This is a genomic window from Lederbergia citrisecunda (assembly GCF_018343695.1).
Lineage (GTDB): Bacteria > Bacillota > Bacilli > Bacillales > Bacillaceae_C > Lederbergia > Lederbergia citrisecunda.
In genome coordinates, this window is sequence record NZ_JAGYPJ010000001.1 from 3,566,693 (window position 1) to 3,587,366 (window position 20,674).

20 protein-coding genes are annotated in these 20,674 nt (G+C 36.3%); 2 read left to right on the forward strand and 18 right to left on the reverse strand.

Annotated features, from left to right (window positions below):
- Positions 1–134: 134 nt before the first annotated feature.
- From rpsR to KHA93_RS17350, 6 genes are all read right to left on the reverse strand, one after another.
- Positions 135–371 carry a 30S ribosomal protein S18 gene (gene rpsR, locus KHA93_RS17325; protein ID WP_213111876.1) on the reverse strand — a complete coding sequence of 79 codons (237 nt, stop codon included), beginning with the start codon at positions 369–371 and terminating at the stop codon, positions 135–137.
- Between the two features lie 21 nt (positions 372–392).
- Positions 393–899, reverse strand: coding sequence for a single-stranded DNA-binding protein (gene ssb, locus KHA93_RS17330; protein WP_213111877.1), 507 nt, complete (start codon positions 897–899; stop codon positions 393–395).
- A gap of 59 nt (positions 900–958) precedes the next feature.
- Entirely contained in the window at positions 959–1,246 is a 288-nt protein-coding gene (gene rpsF / locus KHA93_RS17335) for a 30S ribosomal protein S6 (protein WP_213111878.1), read from the reverse strand.
- A gap of 177 nt (positions 1,247–1,423) precedes the next feature.
- The gene (locus KHA93_RS17340) at positions 1,424–1,768 is read right to left on the reverse strand and encodes a DUF378 domain-containing protein (protein ID WP_213111879.1); all 345 of its coding nucleotides are present in this window, start codon (positions 1,766–1,768) and stop codon (positions 1,424–1,426) included.
- A 233-nt stretch (positions 1,769–2,001) separates the two neighbouring features.
- On the reverse strand, positions 2,002–3,102 hold the full coding sequence (gene ychF, locus KHA93_RS17345) for a redox-regulated ATPase YchF (RefSeq protein WP_213111880.1): 1,101 nt from the start codon (positions 3,100–3,102) through the stop codon (positions 2,002–2,004).
- Positions 3,103–3,284: 182 nt separating this feature from the next.
- Positions 3,285–3,485 carry a DUF951 domain-containing protein gene (locus KHA93_RS17350; protein WP_213113009.1) on the reverse strand — a complete coding sequence of 67 codons (201 nt, stop codon included), beginning with the start codon at positions 3,483–3,485 and terminating at the stop codon, positions 3,285–3,287.
- Positions 3,486–3,729: 244 nt separating this feature from the next.
- On the opposite strand from KHA93_RS17350, the gene yyaC reads away from it, so the two are divergent.
- Positions 3,730–4,350, forward strand: a complete 621-nt coding sequence (yyaC, locus tag KHA93_RS17355) for a spore protease YyaC (protein WP_213111881.1) — start codon at positions 3,730–3,732, stop codon at positions 4,348–4,350.
- Positions 4,351–4,793: 443 nt separating this feature from the next.
- On the opposite strand, the gene KHA93_RS17360 is transcribed toward yyaC, so the two are convergent.
- The 3 genes from KHA93_RS17360 to KHA93_RS17370 all read right to left on the reverse strand — a co-directional run bounded on the left by KHA93_RS17360 (position 4,794) and on the right by KHA93_RS17370 (position 7,210).
- Complete coding sequence (locus KHA93_RS17360; RefSeq protein ID WP_213111882.1) at positions 4,794–5,507, reverse strand: DUF554 domain-containing protein; 714 nt, start codon at positions 5,505–5,507, stop codon at positions 4,794–4,796.
- Between the two features lie 100 nt (positions 5,508–5,607).
- Complete coding sequence (locus KHA93_RS17365) at positions 5,608–6,456, reverse strand: ParB/RepB/Spo0J family partition protein (RefSeq protein ID WP_213111883.1); 849 nt, start codon at positions 6,454–6,456, stop codon at positions 5,608–5,610.
- Positions 6,449–7,210: a ParA family protein gene (locus tag KHA93_RS17370; protein ID WP_213111884.1), complete on the reverse strand. Its 762-nt coding sequence runs from the start codon at positions 7,208–7,210 to the stop codon at positions 6,449–6,451. The genes KHA93_RS17365 and KHA93_RS17370 overlap by 8 nt, the downstream gene beginning before the upstream one ends.
- A gap of 258 nt (positions 7,211–7,468) precedes the next feature.
- Between KHA93_RS17370 and KHA93_RS17375 the strand changes: the two genes are divergently transcribed.
- Positions 7,469–8,467 (forward strand): phosphotransferase, encoded by a 999-nt coding sequence (locus KHA93_RS17375; RefSeq protein WP_213111885.1) that lies wholly within the window; start codon positions 7,469–7,471, stop codon positions 8,465–8,467.
- A gap of 119 nt (positions 8,468–8,586) precedes the next feature.
- Here the strand turns inward: KHA93_RS17375 and noc are convergent, their stop codons facing one another.
- From noc to KHA93_RS17420, 9 genes are all read right to left on the reverse strand, one after another.
- On the reverse strand, positions 8,587–9,435 hold the full coding sequence (noc, locus tag KHA93_RS17380; RefSeq protein ID WP_213111886.1) for a nucleoid occlusion protein: 849 nt from the start codon (positions 9,433–9,435) through the stop codon (positions 8,587–8,589).
- A gap of 244 nt (positions 9,436–9,679) precedes the next feature.
- The gene (rsmG, locus tag KHA93_RS17385) at positions 9,680–10,396 is read right to left on the reverse strand and encodes a 16S rRNA (guanine(527)-N(7))-methyltransferase RsmG (protein WP_213111887.1); all 717 of its coding nucleotides are present in this window, start codon (positions 10,394–10,396) and stop codon (positions 9,680–9,682) included.
- Positions 10,397–10,606: 210 nt separating this feature from the next.
- Entirely contained in the window at positions 10,607–12,502 is a 1,896-nt protein-coding gene (mnmG, locus tag KHA93_RS17390; protein ID WP_213111888.1) for a tRNA uridine-5-carboxymethylaminomethyl(34) synthesis enzyme MnmG, read from the reverse strand.
- A gap of 137 nt (positions 12,503–12,639) precedes the next feature.
- A complete protein-coding gene (gene mnmE, locus KHA93_RS17395) occupies positions 12,640–14,028 on the reverse strand; it encodes a tRNA uridine-5-carboxymethylaminomethyl(34) synthesis GTPase MnmE (RefSeq protein ID WP_285891557.1) in 1,389 nt (462 codons plus the stop codon).
- Between the two features lie 351 nt (positions 14,029–14,379).
- Complete coding sequence (locus tag KHA93_RS17400; RefSeq protein ID WP_213111889.1) at positions 14,380–15,156, reverse strand: sugar phosphate isomerase/epimerase family protein; 777 nt, start codon at positions 15,154–15,156, stop codon at positions 14,380–14,382.
- Between the two features lie 151 nt (positions 15,157–15,307).
- Complete coding sequence (locus KHA93_RS17405; RefSeq protein WP_213111890.1) at positions 15,308–17,176, reverse strand: LTA synthase family protein; 1,869 nt, start codon at positions 17,174–17,176, stop codon at positions 15,308–15,310.
- Between the two features lie 174 nt (positions 17,177–17,350).
- Positions 17,351–17,923, reverse strand: coding sequence for a phosphatase PAP2 family protein (locus KHA93_RS17410; protein ID WP_213111891.1), 573 nt, complete (start codon positions 17,921–17,923; stop codon positions 17,351–17,353).
- A gap of 88 nt (positions 17,924–18,011) precedes the next feature.
- Entirely contained in the window at positions 18,012–19,283 is a 1,272-nt protein-coding gene (locus KHA93_RS17415; RefSeq protein ID WP_213111892.1) for a VTT domain-containing protein, read from the reverse strand.
- Positions 19,284–19,314: 31 nt separating this feature from the next.
- Positions 19,315–20,655 carry a HAMP domain-containing sensor histidine kinase gene (locus KHA93_RS17420; protein ID WP_213111893.1) on the reverse strand — a complete coding sequence of 447 codons (1,341 nt, stop codon included), beginning with the start codon at positions 20,653–20,655 and terminating at the stop codon, positions 19,315–19,317.
- Between the last annotated feature and the right edge of the window lie 19 nt (positions 20,656–20,674).

Below are 20,674 nucleotides of genomic sequence, written 5' to 3' on the forward strand. Positions count from 1 at the left end.
TTGCTGACATAAAGATCTAGCTGTACTTAAAGAAAAAAGGCTAGCCCAATTCTTGGTATCATGCTTCATAACAGTAAAACTGTATAAAAGTATGATACCAAGCTCTGGACAGCCTTTATTTCATAAAGTCAATATTACTCGCCTGAAACGAATGGAAGTAAAGCCATTTGACGAGAGCGTTTGATAGCTGCTGTCAATTTGCGTTGGTACTTCGCGCTTGTTCCAGTTACACGACGTGGAAGAATTTTTCCGCGTTCAGAAATGAACTTTTTAAGTAAATCAACATCTTTATAATCGATGTGTGTAATTCCATTCGCTGTGAAAAAACACACTTTACGACGTTTGCGTCCGCCTCTGCGTGCACCTGCCATATCAATAACCTCCTATCTTAATTAAAATGGAAGATCGTCATCAGAAATGTCAATTGGTTGTCCATCATTCGAGAATGGATCTTCATTTGCTCGGGTAAAGTTTTGATTGCTGCGCTGATTCTGATTTTGGCCATGAGAACGGTACTGGTCATTTGGTTCTTCACCATATGGGCTTCCGCCAAAATCACTGCGACCTTGTGAAGCGGAACTTCTAGGTTCAAGGAATTGAACAGATTCGGCTACCACTTCAGTCACATATACACGCTTACCATCTTGTCCGTCATAGTTGCGAGTCTGGATGCGGCCATCGACACCAGCTAAACTTCCTTTTTTCAAGTAATTAGCAACATTCTCTGCAGGCTTTCTCCAAATCACACAGTTTATGAAGTCGGCTTCCCGCTCCCCCTGTTGATTCGTATAAGTACGGTTAACAGCCAACGTAAAAGTTGCGACTGGCACTCCATTCGGAGTATAGCGCAAATCAGGATCTTTTGTTAAACGACCTACTAATACAACTCGGTTCATCATCAGAATCAACCTCTTCCCGTATACTTCTTTATATAATGTTTCACGTGGAACAATTAATTTTATTTTTCGTCTTTAACAACAATATGACGAATGATATCATCACTGATTTTCGCAAGACGGTCGAATTCCTGAACAGCTTCAGGTTCTGCATTCGTATGGATTAAACGGTAGAAACCGTCACGGAAATCCTCAATTTCGTATGCAAGACGACGCTTACCCCAATCTTTTGATTCGATGATTTCCGCACCTTGTGAAGCTAGGATATTGTCAAAACGCTCAACTACAGCAGCTTTTGCTTCCTCTTCGATGTTCGGGCGGATAATGTACATGATTTCGTACTTTCTCATCGTTCAGTCACCTCCTTATGGACTATGCGGCCCTCTTTGAATAAAAGGGCAAGGAGCAATTTTCATTACTCACAATGAGTAAGTATAACATACAAAGCTTGATTGCGCAATGACTGGGACGATTTTTCGACGAAACTGAAAAACCCGGCTAAGGGATATTCCTTTGCCGGGTTACATTTATTTCCACTCTTCTTCTTCGTCTTCACTTTCATAAGCATCTCTTGAGGGATTATATAATCGATCAAGATCCGGTTCTTCCGCAAACTCTGTAGCATATCTACCATTAATTACTTCTCTATTATCTTCGTCGCGTGAACCAACATCAGCTGTTTCAGAATTAAACAGTAACCCGAGACAGATGACTCCGCTGATTCCAACTAGAGTGAAAATAAATCTTGAAAAGCCAGAATCAGTTCCACCAAAAATACTTCCAACTAAATCATACTGAAATAAACCAATTAAGCCCCAGTTTATTGCGCCAATAACGACTAAGGCTAATGCAATTCGTCGTAATGTTTTCACTAAAGTACTCCCCTTTCATCAAAATCAAATCAAAAGCAAAATAGTGACGCTATTGATTCAGTACTATTATTTGAAGAAAGAGGAAAATTTATAACCTGAAAAAAAAACCACAAAATTTTTAGCGAAATTCCATTATTATTTTAAAGTAACTGTTCCATGAAGTTCTGTCATTATGTAATAAAACCAATTTACTTTAGTGTGTATAAAATAAAATAAGACACCAAATAGGTGTCTTATACATTGAAGCGAAAATGGATTACGTCTCCATCTTTTACAATATACTCTTTTCCTTCCAGTCTTACTTTACCGGCTTCACGAGCAGCTGTCATAGAACCACCAGCTAACAAGTCGTCATATGAAACCGTTTCTGCGCGAATAAATCCTTTTTCAAAATCAGTATGGATGATTCCAGCACATTGTGGTGCTTTCATGCCTTTTTTAAATGTCCATGCACGAACCTCTTGAACCCCAGCTGTAAAATAAGTAGCTAACCCTAAAAGGTCATAAGTGGCACGAATTAACTGATCTAGTCCGGATTCTTCAATTCCTAGTTCTTCCAAAAACATTGCTTTTTCTTCATCATCTAATTCCGCAATTTCTTCTTCAATTTTCGCGCAAACGACGATTACTTGGGAATTTTCTTTTTCTGCATATTCGCGAACTTTTTTGACATAATCATTTTCGGATGGATCGGCTACGTCCTCGTCTCCAACATTTGCTGCATACAAAACCGGCTTACTTGTTAACAAATGAAGACCTTTTACGATTTTCATTTGTTCATCTGCAAATTCAATAGAGCGTGCAGGTTTATCCGCTTCAAACGTTTCTTTCAATTTTGCTAAAATTTCATATTCGAACATCGCATCTTTATCTTTTTGTTTTGCCATTTTTTCTACACGGCCTATGCGTTTATCAACCGATTCTAAGTCAGCAAGAATTAGTTCCAGATTAATTGTTTCAATATCATCGATTGGATCTACTTTTCCTGAAACGTGTGTAATATCATCACTTGCAAAACAGCGAACAACGTGACAAATAGCGTCTACCTGACGAATATGGGAGAGGAATTTATTTCCTAGTCCTTCTCCTTTACTTGCCCCTTTAACAATCCCTGCGATATCTGTAAATTCAAATGCAGTAGGAACAGTCTTTTTAGGTTGTACAAGTTCTGTTAATTTTTGAAGTCTATAATCAGGTACTTCTACAATTCCAACATTTGGATCTATTGTACAAAACGGATAATTGGCAGCTTCTGCCCCTGCTTTTGTAATTGCATTAAATAAAGTTGATTTTCCTACATTTGGTAGGCCTACGATTCCTGCTGTAAGAGCCATTTTGGTCACTCCTCTTCCGGGTTTATCCTATATTAACGCATATTTTCCCCAGTAATCCTTTCACAATTATAGTGATTATACTAAGAAAAAACAATATACCTTTATCTTCTATGAATAAGTATATTTCACAACCTAAAATTTTCTGACAATGGTATATTTAGTGAAATGTAAAAGCATGAGGATTATTCTTCCTCATGCCTCTCCAAAATTTTCTTTATTTTTCTTGCGAAATCCCTACGTGGCAGCATAACACTGTGGCCACAGCCTTCACATTTAATCCGAATATCCATACCCATGCGAATAATTTTCCAACGATTTGTCCCACATGGATGCTGCTTTTTCATTTCTACTATGTCATAAAGATTAAACTCTTTTTTTTCCAACATTCATTCCTCCTGAAGATTCCATCATATTCTCCACGATTCACTTTTTCTGAATATATTTTACCAATAAAATGTTGTTTTTCATAGTTGGTTATTAGATTTTACAATTTCTTATGTATAGAAATGAAAAATCCTCCGTATAATGGGTAAAGAATAGCAAATCGGAAGGTGCTGGAACTGGCCGCAAAAGAGTTATTTCAGACATATAGACGTATTTTCTTTTCTAGGGAAAGGGACGATATAGATGAGATCACAACCGCTATTTAATCCACTTGATGTGTTTGAAGTAAATATTAAATATGATGATCCAACATCTAGTCATAAAATTTCTAGTGGTATCAACGATTTACTCCCCTTCGGATATAAGAGGCCTATCGTTATCGTTTGTATCGGAACTGATCGATCCACTGGAGACTCTTTAGGACCACTAGTTGGGACTTTTCTAGAAGAAGCCGGCTTGGTAAATTTCCATATATATGGAACGTTAGAAGATCCTGTTCATGCGGTAAATTTAAATGAAAAGATGGAAATGATTCATCAAAAATATTTCCGACCATATATAATTGGGGTCGATGCCTGTCTTGGAAGACTGAAAAACATAGGCATGATTAAGGTTGGGTCTGGCCCTGTTAAACCCGGAGCTGGAGTAAAAAAGGAGCTTCCAGCTGTTGGAGACATGCATATCACGGGAATTGTAAACGTAAGTGGTCATATGGAGTTTTTTGTTTTGCAAAACACTCGTCTTAATCTTGTAATGAAAATGGCTAAACAGATCGTTACAGGTATTGTGGAAGCTGATATGATTTATTCGAATAAAGAAACCAATCTTCAACTTGAGTGGGATATAAGTACAGAAACGATATAGAAAGAGGCAAGTAATCGTCTAACAGATTCAGTTTTAGAGTCTAAGAATGGTAAATGACTAAATGATTCGTCCAATTCCCTTGCGAATTGGACTTTTCTATTTGTTGGATTATGGAAATTATTAACAACTGTTTTACATAAAGACAGAACTTATTACCACTTGCTTAAAATTAGCTAAGGTGACACCATGTGGCACGATCTTGATTACAATGGGAAAATCATTACTAGAGACAATTTCGGTAAAGAAAACGTTAGTACTGCAACGTGCAAATCAATTGCTATTAAAGAAACTAACATAAGAACAGACTACACTTGCGACAAAACTAATAGAGATAGCAGCATTTTAGTAATTGGGAAATAAAACCATATCAAAAAAAGGCATTGTTAATGTTAACAGTGCCTTTTTGCTAATGTTTAAGCGTATTCCTTAACGAATTTGTTTATTTACATATATTGATGATAGAAATAAAGCCCAGTTACGATCAAAGCACATACTAAAATGCCTGGTAACAAATTAGCCACTCTTATCTTAATCATCCCAGATAAATTTAACCCAATGGCAAAAATCATGATTCCCCCTGTTGCGGTTATTTCATTAATAAACATATCCATCAACTCATTTGGGACAATCCGATCAATTTGTGTTGCAAATATAGCGATTAAACCTTGGTAGAGTACAACTGGAACGAATGAAAGCAAAACGCCGATTCCAAGTGTTGTAGTTAAAATCAATGCGGTAAAACCGTCGATTACGGCTTTGGTAAAAAGAACTTGGTGGTCTCCCCTAATCCCGCTATCCAACGCTCCAATAATGGCCATAGCGCCAATGACAAAAATTAATGTCGCTGTGACAAACCCTTGTGAAATGTTTCCTTTATGTGACGCGCCCATCTTACTTTCTACCCATAAACCTAATGAATTTAGCTTTCCATCAAGCTCCCACCATTCGCCAAGTACAGCTCCAATAACAATACTTAATATAACTATTAAGAAGTTTCCACTTTTAAAACCCATTTGTAGCCCTAACACCATGACAACTAAGCTTATCCCTTGCATGACCGTTGATTTCATTTTATCAGGGATCCTACTTAAAAACCTTCCAATTAACGACCCTACAATAATACAAAGTCCATTGACTAGCGTACCTAATAGCACCATAATTTCACCTATTTTAAAGAAGTTCTATGTCGATATAGTATCTTTATTATTTGCTTCAAAAAAAATAAGTGCCCTTTAAAGTAGATAAAGGGCACTACTTTTACTCATTTTGATCAAGTATATCAAGAATTCTTTCCAAATCTTCATTTGATAAAAATTCTATTTCAATTTTACCTTTTTTCTTTGACTGTTTAATTGTTACAGTTGTTCCAAATTTTTCTCTCAAAGAATTTTCTCTATCTACAATAAAAATATCTTTTTTAAGTTTTGACTTTTTTGTTTCACGTGGAACATTTTCATTTATTTGTTGAACTAGATTTTCTAGTTGTCTAACATTTAAGCCTTCCTTAACCGTACGTTCAGCAACGGCTTCTATTTTTTCTTTGCTCTTAAGCCCTAAGAGTGTCCGTCCATGACCCATAGATAATTTTCCATCTGTTATTAGCTGCTGAATGTTTTTTGGCAGTGTAAGCAATCTAACATGATTGGCGATATGCGGTCTGCTTTTTCCGAGCCTTTTTGACAGTTCTTCTTGTGTAATATGAAGTTTTTCCATCAAAGTATGATAAGCAGTCGCTTCTTCTATAGGGGTCAAATCTTCACGTTGTAAGTTTTCCAATACGGCTAATTCCATCATTTGTTGGTCGGTTAATTCACGAATTACGGCTGGAATTTTACCTAGCTTAGCCGCTTTTGATGCACGGTATCGGCGCTCCCCTACAACGATTTCATAGCCTTTAATGTTTTTTCGGACGATTATTGGTTGTAAGACTCCATGTTGAAGTATAGATTCTTTTAATTCCTGAATAGCATCTTCAGAAAATACTCGTCGAGGTTGGTACGGATTTGGTTTTATTTCTTTTAAATCAATTTCACGTACAGCTTCGTCATTACTAATATCCATATTTGCAAATAAAGCATTAATCCCTTTACCGAGACCTTTAGCCATTTTCAGCCACTTCCTTTGCAAGATCTAAATATACTTCAGCCCCACGAGATTTTGAATCATATACAATGATGGGTTGCCCATGGCTCGGAGCCTCACTAAGTCGAATATTTCTAGGAATAATCGTTTGATACACTTTGTTTTGGAAGTATTTTTTAACTTCCTGAATGACCTGTATGCCCAGATTTGTTCTGGCATCCAACATCGTTAACAAGACACCTTCAATCATTAATTCATGATTTAAATGTTTTTGAACTAATCGAACCGTATTTAATAATTGGCTTAAACCTTCTAGTGCATAATATTCGCATTGGACAGGTATTAATACTGAATCTGAAGCAGTCAATGCGTTAATCGTAAGTAAGCCAAGTGACGGTGGACAGTCAATTAATATATAATCAAAATCATCCTTTACTTGATCCAAGGCTCTTTTTAAACGTACTTCTCTTGAAATAGTTGGAACTAGTTCTATTTCCGCCCCTGCCAATTGTATCGTAGCAGGAACTGCAAACATATTATCTACACCTGTTTGCTTAATTACGTCCTTTATATCCACATCATCTACGAGCATATCGTAAATACATTGGTGGACATCTCCTTTATCAATCCCAGCCCCACTTGTAGCGTTTCCTTGGGGATCAATATCGATTAACAATACTTTTTTCCCTATATATGCTAAACAAGCCCCTAGATTGACAGAGGTGGTCGTTTTCCCGACGCCCCCTTTTTGGTTGGCTATGGAAATAATCTTTCCCAACGATGTCACCTACCCTAATATTTCTAAATTAGCAATCATGTATTCTATTTTATCAAATATTCTCTACGAATTACTCTTTAGAAGAAAAAAAGTTTGTTAAAATATAAAAATAGTTGCTCATATCCTTATTGTTGCTGTTTTGAGTGGAAATATCAAGATAAACAAGATGGAAGTAGATTGATGACATCAGAAAAAACAAAGGAAATTCATACCTACTTAAAGAAGTTTATAAATAAATAAGTAGGAGGAAGTAGAATAATGGAAAGGCTAAAAAAGAACCCCATGGCAAGATATATTCCTAGCCAATTTGAAGTTGAACAACTATGTAAGCAGTATCGAGTCGGAGATTTAGTTAGCATTGATAAAGAATTAGGTGGCATGTTCAATGTAAATCTAAAAATATCTACTACATCTGGACAATATGTAATCCGTGTGCATTCAGGACTAAGTCGCGAAGATCACCTTAACGCTGAAAATGCTATATTAGAGAAATTACGGAGCCATGGAATTCCTGTACTATTCCCTTTACATACTATTGAGGGCTTTTATTTTTTAAATTTGCACCATCGATTTGTTCAACTAACCCCTTTTGTTCAGGGAACCCCATTCAAATTTACAAGGGAACAAGTATATAACTGTGGTAAATTACTAAAAAGATTTCATCATACATTAAAGAGTGAATGCGAGATTCCTGCCCCTTTTTGGTCCAATTATCCTTCACAAAATATATTAAAAGAAGGATTGGAGCTATTAAAGAATGATCAAAAAGAATTACACGAAGAAACTCAAATAAAAGATGTTGAACACCTCTACAATGAAGTTATGGAACAGTGGTTACCAAATGAAAAGTTTCTATCAAAATCGATTATTCATGGGGATTGGCATCCCTGGAACGTATTATTTAATGATGATAACGAAATAGAATATATATTGGATTTTGATTTTATTCAAAAAGGTGAATGCATTCACGATATAGCTTATTTTCTCTGGACTATAAAAAATGAAGCAAATAAGGAAGAACTAGGGAGACATTTTATTAAAGGGTATGGACCATTATCAAGGATTGAAGTTGAACTTTTACCCATTGCAATAGCTCGTGCAAGTTTATTCTTTTTATGCACCGCTTCTTTTGTAGCAGATCCTAGTTCGGAGCTCCAAGAACAAATAAAAGTGCAAAAACCTTATATTGAATGGTTATTATCTTCCGATGGAAAATCAAGTATAAAAAAATTAACGATGACCAAAACAAAAAAATAGCTCAGTTATTGGACTGAGCTATTTTTCTAAACAGAAAGAACAGTGGTTTCTGGTCCACTGTTTTTTGACAGCATAGGCATCATATCATAGTCAAAACTCTTTATTTCGACAAATATCTATCATTTTTTCTTAGGAATTTTTATTGTAAATTGATAGTATTCTTCAAATTCTTCTTCTTCAGAATCTAATTTTATACCACTATCCGTCACCATGGACAGTGATTGACGGATTGTATTGACGGCAATTCTCATGTCTTTGCTAATGGCACGACGTTTGCTTTTCGGCTTTTCGACAACTGTAAGAAGTTTTACGACTTGTTCCTCTGCCTGTTTGACATTCAAGCCCTTCTCAATAATAAGATTCATCACCTGAACTTGTTTTTCAGGGTCTTTTAAAGGAATCAAAGCTCTCGCATGCCGCTCTGTAATCTTCTTTTGCAATAACGCCTCTTGGACTTCTTCTGGCAATTTTAATAATCTGATTTTATTGGCAACTGTAGATTGCCCTTTTCCTAATCGCTGCGCCAATGCTTCCTGTGTTAAATTATGCAATTCCAAAAGTTTACCGTATGCCATTGCTTCTTCAATAGGCGTTAGTTCTTCTCGTTGAAGATTTTCTATTAAAGCAATGGAAGCCGTTTCCGTATCGCTTAAATTTTTTATTATGGCTGGAACCTCATCCCATCCGAGAAGCTGGATTGCTCTAAAGCGGCGTTCACCCGCAATAATCTCATATTGGTTAATCCCCAATTCTCTTACAACAATTGGTTGGATAATTCCATGGGTATGAATAGTTCTCGCCAATTCTTCAATTTTCGTTTCATCAAATATCGTTCTTGGTTGGAATCGATTTGGAATAATATGAGAAACAGGAATTTTTTTTATTTCATCCCTCTCATCTACCATCTCTTTTTCTATCGGTAATTCCTTCTCACCCAAACCAAATAATCGAGAGAAAGGATGTTTCATCCTTCGACACCACCTTAATAGTGAGTGTTCAAAAAGGAATAAAAAGGACAAGAAGTTCGAGGCGGTGCCGTTTCGAGCAGCGGAGAAACAAGCCAACTAGAAACATCGAAATGTCATTTTTACCGGACTTTTTGAACATCCTCTAATAGAAACTCCCTTTAGCGAAACATAACATTATCTATATTATATATGACTTACTATCATCATTCTATTTTATTTTGCAAATTCCTGCCAAACACATGTCCTATTCTAGTGGAAGTTTATTAGGAGTTCCCGGTTTTCTAGGATATTTTTTTGGCGTTTTATTGATTTTAGAAATAACAATAATATTGCGGTTGCTTTCCTCTATTGGCAATGTAAAAGAATGAACAGTGGAAAGCTCTCCCCCTAATTGCTTAATAGCCCGATTTGCCGCTTTTAATTCTTCCTCGGCATTAGCCGCTTTCATCGCGACAAATTGTCCTCCTTCTTTCACAAGTGGAAGGCATAGTTCGCTTAGTACAGACATCCTAGCTACTGCCCTTGCGGTAACAATATCGTATTGCTCACGAAACTTAGGATTTTGTGCAAATGTTTCAGCACGATCATGGTGAAAATGTGTATTCTCTAAGCCTAATTCACTTGATAAATGTTCAAGAAACGTAATTCGTTTATTTAAAGAATCTACGATGGAAAGGTTGATTTCCGGAAAACAAATTTTAATTGGAATACTTGGAAAACCTGCACCTGCCCCTACGTCACATACTTTTACAGGCTTTGTAAAATCGATAAAAAAAGCCGCACTTACTGAATCAAAGAAATGCTTTAAATACACTTCCTGTTTATCCGTAATGGCTGTCAGATTCATTTTTTCATTCCATTCAACAAGTAGCTCATAATAACGCTCAAACATACTAAGCTGATGGGAGTCCAAATGAATCCCCTTTTCCCCAAGCTTATTTGTAAATTGTTCAATGTTCATTGTAGTTTCATTCCTATTCTTGTTGGTACGCCTTCCAATTACAAGCGCTATATGTAAAATAACCCCAACCTGGAAGTTAAAAAACGGTCTTCCTAGGTTGGAGATTTATTGTGCATCCTGATCAAAACTTATGTCTAGTGACAGTACATTCACGATACGAGCTTTTTACTTCAGAACATTTACTTATTCAGGCTAATAAGAACCTTTCTTCTATTCACCTGAAACTTTAGCGATTTTTCCATGTTCGATATACACGAGTAAAATGGAAATGTCTGCTGGGTTAACTCCTGAAATTCTAGAAGCTTGAGCGATGGATAATGGGCGCACTTTGTTAAGTTTTTGACGCGCTTCTGTTGCAATTCCATTGATCGCATCATAATCGATGTTTTCAGGGATCTTTTTGTCTTCCAGCTTTTTAAGTTTTTCCACTTGTTGAAGAGATTTTTCAATATACCCTTCATATTTGATTTGGATTTCTACTTGCTCAATAACGTCTTTTTGCAACTCTTGTTCAGCAGGTGCCAATTCTGCTATTTGTGCATATGACATTTCAGGACGTTTCAATAAGTCAGATGCCCTGATTCCATCTTTCAATGGACTTCCGCCCGCTTGAATGATCATTTCTTGCGTTTTTTCATTCGGTTTTAAAATAATTGAGCGAAGTCTATTCATTTCTGCCTCTATAGCAGCTTTTTTGCTTACATATTTTTCATATCTTTCATCTGAAATCAGCCCGATATCATGCCCAATCTCAGTTAAACGCAAGTCCGCATTATCGTGTCGTAATAGAAGGCGATATTCTGCACGTGATGTAAGCAGACGATAAGGTTCATTCGTTCCTTTCGTCACGAGATCATCAATGAGAACGCCGATATAGCCGTCAGAGCGACTTAAAATGACTTCATCTTTTCCAAGTATTTTTCTAGCTGCATTGATACCTGCCATGATTCCTTGGGCAGATGCCTCTTCATAACCAGATGTACCGTTAATTTGTCCAGCTGTATACAAGTTTTTAATTTTTTTCGTTTCAAGTGTAGGCCATAGCTGAGTCGGAACGATGGCATCATATTCAATGGCATATCCAGGACGCATCATTTTTGCATTTTCCAAACCAGGAACTGTTGCGATGATTTGATGCTGAATTTCTTCAGGCAAGCTCGTTGAAAGTCCTTGAACATATACTTCATTCGTATTTCGTCCTTCTGGTTCAAGGAAGATTTGATGTCTTGGCTTATCATTAAAGCGGACAACTTTATCTTCAATCGAAGGGCAATAGCGTGCTCCTGTACCTTTTACCATTCCTGAGAACATTGGAGCACGATGCAAGTTTTCATCAATGAGTTGATGAGTACGCAAGTTTGTATACGTGAGCCAGCATGGTAGCTGATCAGTAATGAATTTCGTTGTTTCATAACTGAAAGCACGTGGTTCTTCGTCACCAGGTTGAATTTCCGTTTTACTGTAATCGATTGTATTGCTGTTAATACGTGGAGGAGTACCTGTTTTAAACCGCTCCATCTCAAATCCTAAGCTTTCAAGGTGTTCCGAAAGCTTAATAGATGGTTTTTGGTTATTAGGTCCACTTGAATATTTCAATTCTCCTAAAATAATTTCTCCTCTAAGGAACGTTCCAGTCGTAATAATGACTGCTTTTCCACGGAAGATGGCACCTGTATTCGTAATAACACCTTTACATTCACCATCTTCTACAACTAATTCATCAACCATACCTTGTTGAAGAGTTAAGTTTGGTTCATTTTCCAGCGTATTTTTCATTTCATGTTGATATTGGAATTTGTCAGCTTGAGCTCGCAAAGCTTGAACAGCAGGACCTTTTCCAGTATTCAACATTCTCATTTGAATATAAGTTTTATCGATATTCTTAGCCATCTCACCGCCAAGAGCGTCAATTTCTCTTACAACGACCCCTTTAGCAGGTCCACCAATAGAAGGGTTACATGGCATGAATGCGACCATATCAAGATTTAGCGTTAACATCAATGTTTTGGCACCCATTCTTGCCGCTGCCAATCCCGCTTCACAGCCTGCATGACCTGCACCAATGACGATAACATCGTATAGACCAGCTTCATATGTTGTTTGCATAATGTTTCACCTTCCCTTTTATAGGATGTTCAAAAAGTCCGTTAAAAAGACACTTTTGTGTTTCTAGTTGGCTTGTTGTCCGCTGGTGGAAACTGCACCGACTTGGACCTTTTTGAACACTCCATTTTAAATATATTTTATTTTCCAAGACAAAACTGTGAAAATAGTTGATTAATTAAACTTTCCTGTACTGTATCTCCAATGATTTCCCCTAATAGTTCCCATGTACGGGTTAAATCAATTTGAATAATATCGATTGGCGTTCCAAAATCAATTCCGTTCAGTACTTCTTCGATTGCTTGATGTGCTTGATTTAAAAGAGCGATATGACGGCTATTTGATACATACGTCATGTCACCTGCTTCAATCTGGCCTTTAAAAAACATATCTGAAATTGCCCGCTCTAAATCATCTATTCCTTGCTCCTCAAGGAGAGAAGTCGTAACAATTTGATGATTTTTCGCTATTAGACGTACTTCATCCATATCAATTTTTCTTGGTAAATCTGTTTTATTCACGATGACGATAACGTCCATTCCTTCTGTCGCTATAAATAGTTGTTTATCCTCTTCCGTGAAATCATCTGCAGAGTTTAAGACAAGTAAAATTAAATCTGCTTTTTTCAGAACTTCTCGGGATCGTTCTACCCCGATTCTTTCTACAATATCCTCTGTTTCCCTAATTCCAGCTGTATCAACCAAACGCAGTGGAACTCCGCGGACATTGACGTATTCTTCAATAACATCTCTTGTTGTACCTGGAATATCAGTAACGATCGCTTTATTTTCTTGTACAAGACTATTTAATAAGGACGATTTCCCAACGTTAGGTCGGCCAATGATAACCGTTGATAATCCTTCACGTAAAATTTTCCCTTGCCCGGCGGTTTGAAGCAGCTTTTCAAGCTCACCTTTTATATAAGTAGCTTTTTCAACGAGAATTCGATGTGTCATTTCTTCCACATCATCATATTCTGGATAATCGATATTTACTTCTACATGGGCAACGACTTCAAGGATTTCCTGACGAAGAGTGCCAATTAATTTGGATAGCCGCCCTTCCATCTGTCCGAGTGCAACATTCATCGCGCGATCAGTTTTAGCCCGGATTAAGTCCATAACTGCTTCCGCCTGTGATAAATCGATGCGCCCGTTTAAAAACGCACGTTTCGTGAACTCTCCTGGCTCCGCTAGTCTAGCCCCTGCATTCAAAGCAAGTTGCAGTACTCGATTTACTGAAACGATTCCTCCGTGGCAATTGATTTCCACGACATCCTCTCTTGTAAATGTCCTAGGCGCTCTCATCAAACTGACCATTACTTCCTCAGCAATTTCCTCTGATTTCGGATCGACAATCCTTCCATAATGGATCGTGTGCGTTTCTACCTCTTTTAATTTCTTCCCGCTCGGACTTCGAAATAGTTGGTCAGCGATTGCGACCGCTTCTTCCCCACTTAAGCGTACAATAGCAATCGCTCCCTCACCCATCGGAGTCGATATTGCCGCTATCGTATCAAATTCCATCATGATCACCTCTTTCCATTTTTGACTTTATATATATTGATCGCATTTTTGCGAAAAAGTGTTTATCCCCAAAATAATAGAATACCAAAATTTTTGATTGTGGAAAAGTTATTTTACACTGTGAATTTTATCCACAGCCTAATTTTCGTACTCTTTATTTTAACTTATCCACATGTGAATAACAATAATTCATGATTTTCTCATTTGAATATCTTTTCCTTGCTAACATTATTGTTTATTTCCGCTGCAGGCGCTCCAATCAACATAGTTATAAAACAGTAGTGTGATTAAAATTAATTATTTTCATTTTCCATAAAAAAATCCGAATCATTCCTTCGATTCGGATTTCGCTTATTATACTTTTTTTGTTTCAAATATTTCTTTTAAAAATTCTCTCGATCGTACTAACTCTTTATGCAAATCATTCCATTGGCATTCTATAGAAATACGTTGATTGTAATTAGCTCGTTGTAAACAGTCAACAAAACGATCGTACGGATAATGACCTGTTCCTGGAGAAAAACGTCCGGTATCAGCTATATGAATATGCTTTATAAACTCTTTTGCTATCACAATGTTTTCTAGGGGTTCATTTTCTTCATCCATATGGTAGAAGTCTGCTAAAATTTGGATGCTCTCGCGATTTATCTTTTTAGCCAATTCTTCCGCCTCAATAACACTGTTAATCATATTGCTTTCTTTTTTATTCAGTGGCTCAATGACAATGGTAATCCCTAGAGGTTCGGCATTGTCTGCGACTAAGCTTAAGAATTGAAGGATTTGCTCCTCTGCCCGTTCGCACGAAAAACCATCCGGAAATGAGCGTGCTCCACCACTACCAAATACAATAGTATCGGCTCCTATTTGATGCACTCTTTGCAACGCTATTTCGACATAATGTTTGATACGATCATGGTCAACCGTATCCCCTACAATTTTCATATCCCCCGGGAGAAAGACATTACAAGCTTCAACAGCAAGAGGACTGTCTTGAAACTTTTTTAAGACCTCTGCAAATTCACGGTCACTTTTTTCAGGCATGAGTGATACAACTGTACATTCAATAAAATCAAACCGAGCGTCATGAACTATTTTTGCTTGATCAATTCCTAAACAGCAACCAAATTTCATAAATTTAGCTCCCCTTTTTATTGATAAACTTGTATATTGATTACCACTCCAGTCTCTCGCTTTACTAGCATGTGGGGGCTTCCTGCTGGAGTTTCATACCTTCCTATCAAAATACCATTACATCATTTTCAATTATGAGCGTTATCAAATCCTACTTTTTAAAAAACCGAAATAAATCTCCATATATAATTTTGTCAGAATAATTTAGTTCCTTTTGAACTTGTGTAAAGTAAGAGGAACATTTATTTCGTTTTACTTTTTTACTTGTTTCTTTACTGTAACAAGTTCCCTCTGAATAAATATAATGATCCGTCGTAAAAGTGCCATCCCTAAATACAACTAGACGGTTATCTTCGTTAGATAACAAACTCGTTCCGAAAGAATAAGTCTGATCGTTATTCTCTACTCCCAATAAATCAAAAATGGTTGCTCGTAAATCGATTTGTCCCCCAACTGTATTGATCACTTCACCTTTCATTCCAGGAACATGGATGAAGAAAGGTACTTTTTGCAATTCTACTTGGTCTTTAACTGTAATTTCATGTCCTAACACTTCGCTTAATGCGTCATTATAGCTCTTAGAAATGCCATAATGATCGCCGAATAAAACGAAAATGGAATTTTTATATAGATCCGTATCTTTTATTTGATCAAAGAAAGATTTAATTGCCTCATCTTCATATCGAACTGTCGTAAAATATCTGTTCACGACCCCTTGTTCCGTTTCAAGTTCAGGAATGAATTGGTCTTCAGGCTCCAATAGAAATGGAAAATGATTCGTTAACGTTAAAAATTTCGCATAAAAAGGCTGCGGCAATGATAATAAATAGGGCATCGACTGTTCAAAAAATGGAATGTCCTTTAAGCCATAATTGATCGAGTTTTCGTCATTTACATCGTAATCTTCCTTTGAGAAAAAGCGGTCGTAGCCCAATGCATTATACATCGTCAAGCGATTCCAAAACTGAGAGTCATTACCGTGAAAAGATGCAGAGTAATAATTGTATTTCTTTAATATTTCGGGAGTCGCCAAATATTCATTTTTTGGTTTTCTGACAAAAACAGAGCCACCTGATAGTGGATATAAACTATTATCAACAATAAACTCAGCATCGGAGGTTTTTCCTTGTGCTGTTTGATGATAAAAATTGGGAAAGTAAAAGCTTTCATCTTTCAATTTATTTAAAAACGGCGTTACTTCCTGATCATTTATTTTTTTATCAATGACAAAGGCTTGTGTTGATTCGAGAAATATGACGATTACGTTTTTACCTTTTGCGATCCCATGATAATTGGATGGAGTTACTCTATTATGCTTATCCTCTAGGTAATGCGTGATTTCTGCAACATCGCTTTCATCCGCTAAAACACTGTTAACAGACGTTTTCGAGTATTGTAAAATATCGAATATGTGATAGTAATATAGACCGAGAGATTTAACAATCAGTTCTTTATCATATGATTTATTCCAGAAATCTGAGTTTAGCATCATACTAAAAAGTAAAGGAACAGTCGTCATTATTAGGAAATGACGTTTCTTTACATTCTTCTTTAGTGGAATATTGATCGTTACCGAATACCTTTTTCTCATTAAAAAAATGAGCAACACTAAATCTAAGAACATCCAAATATCATAGTATTTTATAAGCTCTACCGTACTTTGACTTAATCCACCTACGTTTTGAAATTGAAGTAATACGGGTACAGTAATGAAATCAATATAAAATCGATAATAGAGGACGTTACCAAACAGGATGCCGGTTAGTAACAAATCAATCACAAAAAAGGCCTTATTTCTAGCCGATTTTCGAAAAAGAAAACCGATGCCAAGAAAAAAAGCAGCAGATGCAAGCGAAGTTGTCGCTAACACAATTCCTTCCCCAATGGATTGAATATTAATATGAAATACCCATATGTATAATGCACACATTTTTATCCATAGTAAAAAAACGGCTGCACTATAAATAAACAGGGCATTGCTTTCTTTCGATTTATGTATCTTAATCATACTGCTTTTCATTTTTTTGCCACTTCCGATTATTTTATTTATTATATTTTACCACTATAACATTACTAAAAAACACTTAATTAAGTCGTCATTATTTGCGACGTATGAGACCGAAGAAAAGTTTCAAATTAGGGCAAAAATAAAAAGCCAACATTCTCCAATGAAGAATAATCGGCTTTTATCTCGTTAATGTAACTTGTTTGTTTTTGTGAATAATAAAATGACCCGGTTATATAATGGTTCTAGTAATCTCCTTTGAGAATAAACGATGGCTGTTACGATAAATGCTATAATGGCTCCAGCTATTACATCAAGTGGGTAGTGAACACCAATAAATACTCTTGAAAGTGCCATAAAAATAGCAAATATGATTAAGAAACTACCAATCTTCCTCTTTCTCCAAAAAACGGAAAAGGCGATCGCAAAAGCCCCTGCTGAGTGATTGCTTGGAAACGAGGGATCCAAATCTGATTTAGTTGATAGAAGATTCACAGCATGGTCCACAAATGGGCGTGGACGAAAATACATCATCTCTATGATTTTATCTACACCTAATACAAAAATAGTGATCGTTACGGCAAACAATACAATTTTTCGATTTTCAAATTTATCCCCTGATTTAGAAAACCATAACCAAACTAATACTAAGCCTAAAAGAATCGGACCAAATTTAGAAAACGAACTGACCATCTGGTCGAATATATCATTATTTCCTGCAAATTGATTAATTAGTTCAAACAAGCGATAATCAAAATTCATTTTTTTCTCCCATGTTTTTAAAATTTTGTTACAAGATGGTTTTTATCATAACAATGATGTTGTCGAACAGTAAATAACGATTGGAAATCTAGTTATTGTTCTTTAAGGAATTATACAGTCGTAAAATTTCAAGCAAAATAATATTAAGACCTAGCCATACTCCCCCGAACACGTATCCCGCCGCCACGTCACTCGGCCATTTATTATCAATATAAATTTGTGCAATACCAGAAAATAATAAGATCATTACTATTACAACTATTGCTCCAATACGAAACCAATAATTGCGTGAATGAAGAACGAACAAGTACAAAGAAAAACCGTAGATGACAGTAGCTAGTAATGTCTGTTCTCCTGGAAATGCAGATGACATTTTTGGAGCGATTTGATGAAAAATACCCCTTATTCCCTCTTGGTATAATTCTCCGCCAACTCCTATTATAAATAAAAAGAAAATCTCATATATTCTTTCCTTGCCCCTCCATATAATCCAAAGAAGCGTTAGAAAAGCAATGCAAATGAGAGCAGGATTTGAAATTGCTGATACAAAGGCCGTCATCTCTTTGATCCACTTTCCTTCAAAAACGGACGTGATAAGGAGGATGGTGATTTCATTAAAGTCAGCAAATTCATTTTCAAGAAAATCTTGTACCAATCCGATCATCAAACTCATCAAAGCAAGTGTTGCCAGCATAGAAAAGACAATAAACAGTTTCGCTTTTCTCTTTCTTTTTTCCATCATGTTCCTAATAAAGGATACGAGCCAATGATTAAGCTTTTGCTTATTTTTTCGATATACATAAATCACAATGAAGATAACTGCTGCGATTAATACGCCTATTAACAAGTACTTTTTAATTGAAGTGTGAAACTGATCCCATTTCGGACCAAGTAATTTTCCAATCGTAATAAAAAGGGACGTCCAAAGAAAAGCACCGATATAAGCAAACATCATATATATCTTGAATGGGATCCTCGTAACACCTGAAAAATATCCGGTAATATGCCTTACTCCAGGGATAAAATACCCAAAAATCAGCATCTTGTTCCCATGTCTGCCAAACCAATTTGAGAGGCGAGTTAATCGATCTGGGCCCATATGAAATCGATGTCCATGTTTTTCGATAAAAGGGTACCCTAATTTGTATCCAATTCCATAAGCGGCGGTCATACCAACAGAGCTGCCGAGCCCCGCTGCCAAAATACAAAGAGCCCAATGAAAATGACCTTGAAAGACAAGATAACCTGCGTAACTCATCAATATTTCACCTGGAATGGGCAGGGCAATGAGTTCAAGCATTAGGGCGATAAAAAGTACGATATATCCATATTGATCAACATATGCTAGTGCTGTTCCCATTTTTTCACCGCCCTCTAGCTGAGCACTTAAGTTAGGCTTTTCTTGTTTTAATCGGTAGTTGAATGGTAAAATTAGTCCATTTTGCTTCAGAACTTGTCAAAATAATCTTTCCGCCGTAATTTTCCACTAAGCGTTTTGCAATGGAAAGTCCTAATCCACTTCCACCGCTCTTACGGCTGCGTGCTTTATCTACCCGATAAAAACGATTCAAGACAAACGGCAAATCTTGCTTTGGAATTCCAATTCCATAATCTTTTATTTCAATTGAGAAAAAGGTATCTTCAGTAACCGTGTTTACTTCAATTATTTTTTCCTTATTTGAATATTTCACAGCATTATCCAATGCAATGAGAAGGATTTGTTCCAAATAACGGCTCGGCATTTCAATGAATACTTGTTCAACTCCATGATATTGTGTCCTTATTTCAAAATCACGATGAATTAATTTAAAATTTTCTAATACCCGATCTATGACTTCATTCGGATTGACTGATTCACGTATAACTTCTTGATTTTCTTCAGCCCTTGAAAGTTCAAGGAGTTCCGCTACAAGGTTAATGAGTCTATCAACTTCTTTTAAACTTAATCCAATTGACCTTTCCAATACTTTAGGATCTTCTTTTCCCCAGCGTTTTATCAGCGACAGATGACCATGAATAATCGTAAGAGGAGTTTTTAACTCATGTGATGCATCCTCTACAAATTGTTTTTGCTGTTTGAAAGACCGCTCTACATTGTCCATTAAATCATTGAACATCAATCCTAAGTCTGTTATTTCATCGTGATGGACGCCAATAGGAACCCTTTCTTGCAAACCGTTCCGTTTAATTTTCTTCATGGTTTCTACCATATTGTTAACTGGTTTAAGCAATTGATGGCTAATCAACCTTCCGCCAAATAAACTTAATGCTATGGCTCCAATTCCTCCTGTAATCATGACGATTAAGAAGTATTTCATCAATTCATCCGATTTTTCAATACTTCGACCGATTTCAATGCTTCCTGAAAAATCGCCATTTGTAAAAGGAGTCCTTAGTAGAAGTAATCGTTCATCTTCATGTTTTAAGTCTACTAATTCAGTATGCCTCACTGTTTTTGGAATAATCTCATCTTCTGGGAAATCTTCAGATGTAGTGAATAATGCCTGTCCCTCTTGATTTACAATCCGAATCATTTGTGATTCTTGATTGATCCTATCTAAGAAATCATTTGCACCTTGAATGTCTATGTTTTGTTGATCATGATTGGCAGCTTTTAAATAGGCCACTACTTCATCCATTTTTGTATGGATTGCTTGTTTTTCCTGACTTATGAGCCAATGTTGAATAAAAAAGTACTGAATAAGATTAAAAGAAAAAAATAACAAGATCATTAAACAAGAAGACCATAGA

Excerpts from the sequence above, each read along its gene's own strand:
- mnmG (WP_213111888.1), bottom strand. The coding sequence starts at position 12,502 with ATGCAAACAACATATGAAGCTGGTCTATACGATGTTATCGTCATTGGT.
- mnmE (WP_285891557.1), bottom strand. The coding sequence starts at position 14,028 with ATGATGGAATTTGATACGATAGCGGCAATATCGACTCCGATGGGTGAG.
- KHA93_RS17420 (WP_213111893.1), bottom strand. The coding sequence starts at position 20,655 with ATGATCTTGTTATTTTTTTCTTTTAATCTTATTCAGTACTTTTTTATT.
- rpsR (WP_213111876.1), bottom strand. The coding sequence starts at position 371 with ATGGCAGGTGCACGCAGAGGCGGACGCAAACGTCGTAAAGTGTGTTTT.
- KHA93_RS17405 (WP_213111890.1), bottom strand. The coding sequence starts at position 17,176 with ATGAAAAGCAGTATGATTAAGATACATAAATCGAAAGAAAGCAATGCC.
- yyaC (WP_213111881.1), top strand. The coding sequence starts at position 3,730 with ATGAGATCACAACCGCTATTTAATCCACTTGATGTGTTTGAAGTAAAT.
- KHA93_RS17400 (WP_213111889.1), bottom strand. The coding sequence starts at position 15,156 with ATGAAATTTGGTTGCTGTTTAGGAATTGATCAAGCAAAAATAGTTCAT.
- KHA93_RS17410 (WP_213111891.1), bottom strand. The coding sequence starts at position 17,923 with ATGAATTTTGATTATCGCTTGTTTGAACTAATTAATCAATTTGCAGGA.
- KHA93_RS17375 (WP_213111885.1), top strand. The coding sequence starts at position 7,469 with ATGGAAAGGCTAAAAAAGAACCCCATGGCAAGATATATTCCTAGCCAA.
- KHA93_RS17415 (WP_213111892.1), bottom strand. The coding sequence starts at position 19,283 with ATGGGAACAGCACTAGCATATGTTGATCAATATGGATATATCGTACTT.
- noc (WP_213111886.1), bottom strand. The coding sequence starts at position 9,435 with ATGAAACATCCTTTCTCTCGATTATTTGGTTTGGGTGAGAAGGAATTA.
- ychF (WP_213111880.1), bottom strand. The coding sequence starts at position 3,102 with ATGGCTCTTACAGCAGGAATCGTAGGCCTACCAAATGTAGGAAAATCA.
- KHA93_RS17365 (WP_213111883.1), bottom strand. The coding sequence starts at position 6,456 with ATGGCTAAAGGTCTCGGTAAAGGGATTAATGCTTTATTTGCAAATATG.
- KHA93_RS17360 (WP_213111882.1), bottom strand. The coding sequence starts at position 5,507 with ATGGTGCTATTAGGTACGCTAGTCAATGGACTTTGTATTATTGTAGGG.
- ssb (WP_213111877.1), bottom strand. The coding sequence starts at position 899 with ATGATGAACCGAGTTGTATTAGTAGGTCGTTTAACAAAAGATCCTGAT.
- rpsF (WP_213111878.1), bottom strand. The coding sequence starts at position 1,246 with ATGAGAAAGTACGAAATCATGTACATTATCCGCCCGAACATCGAAGAG.
- rsmG (WP_213111887.1), bottom strand. The coding sequence starts at position 10,396 with ATGAACATTGAACAATTTACAAATAAGCTTGGGGAAAAGGGGATTCAT.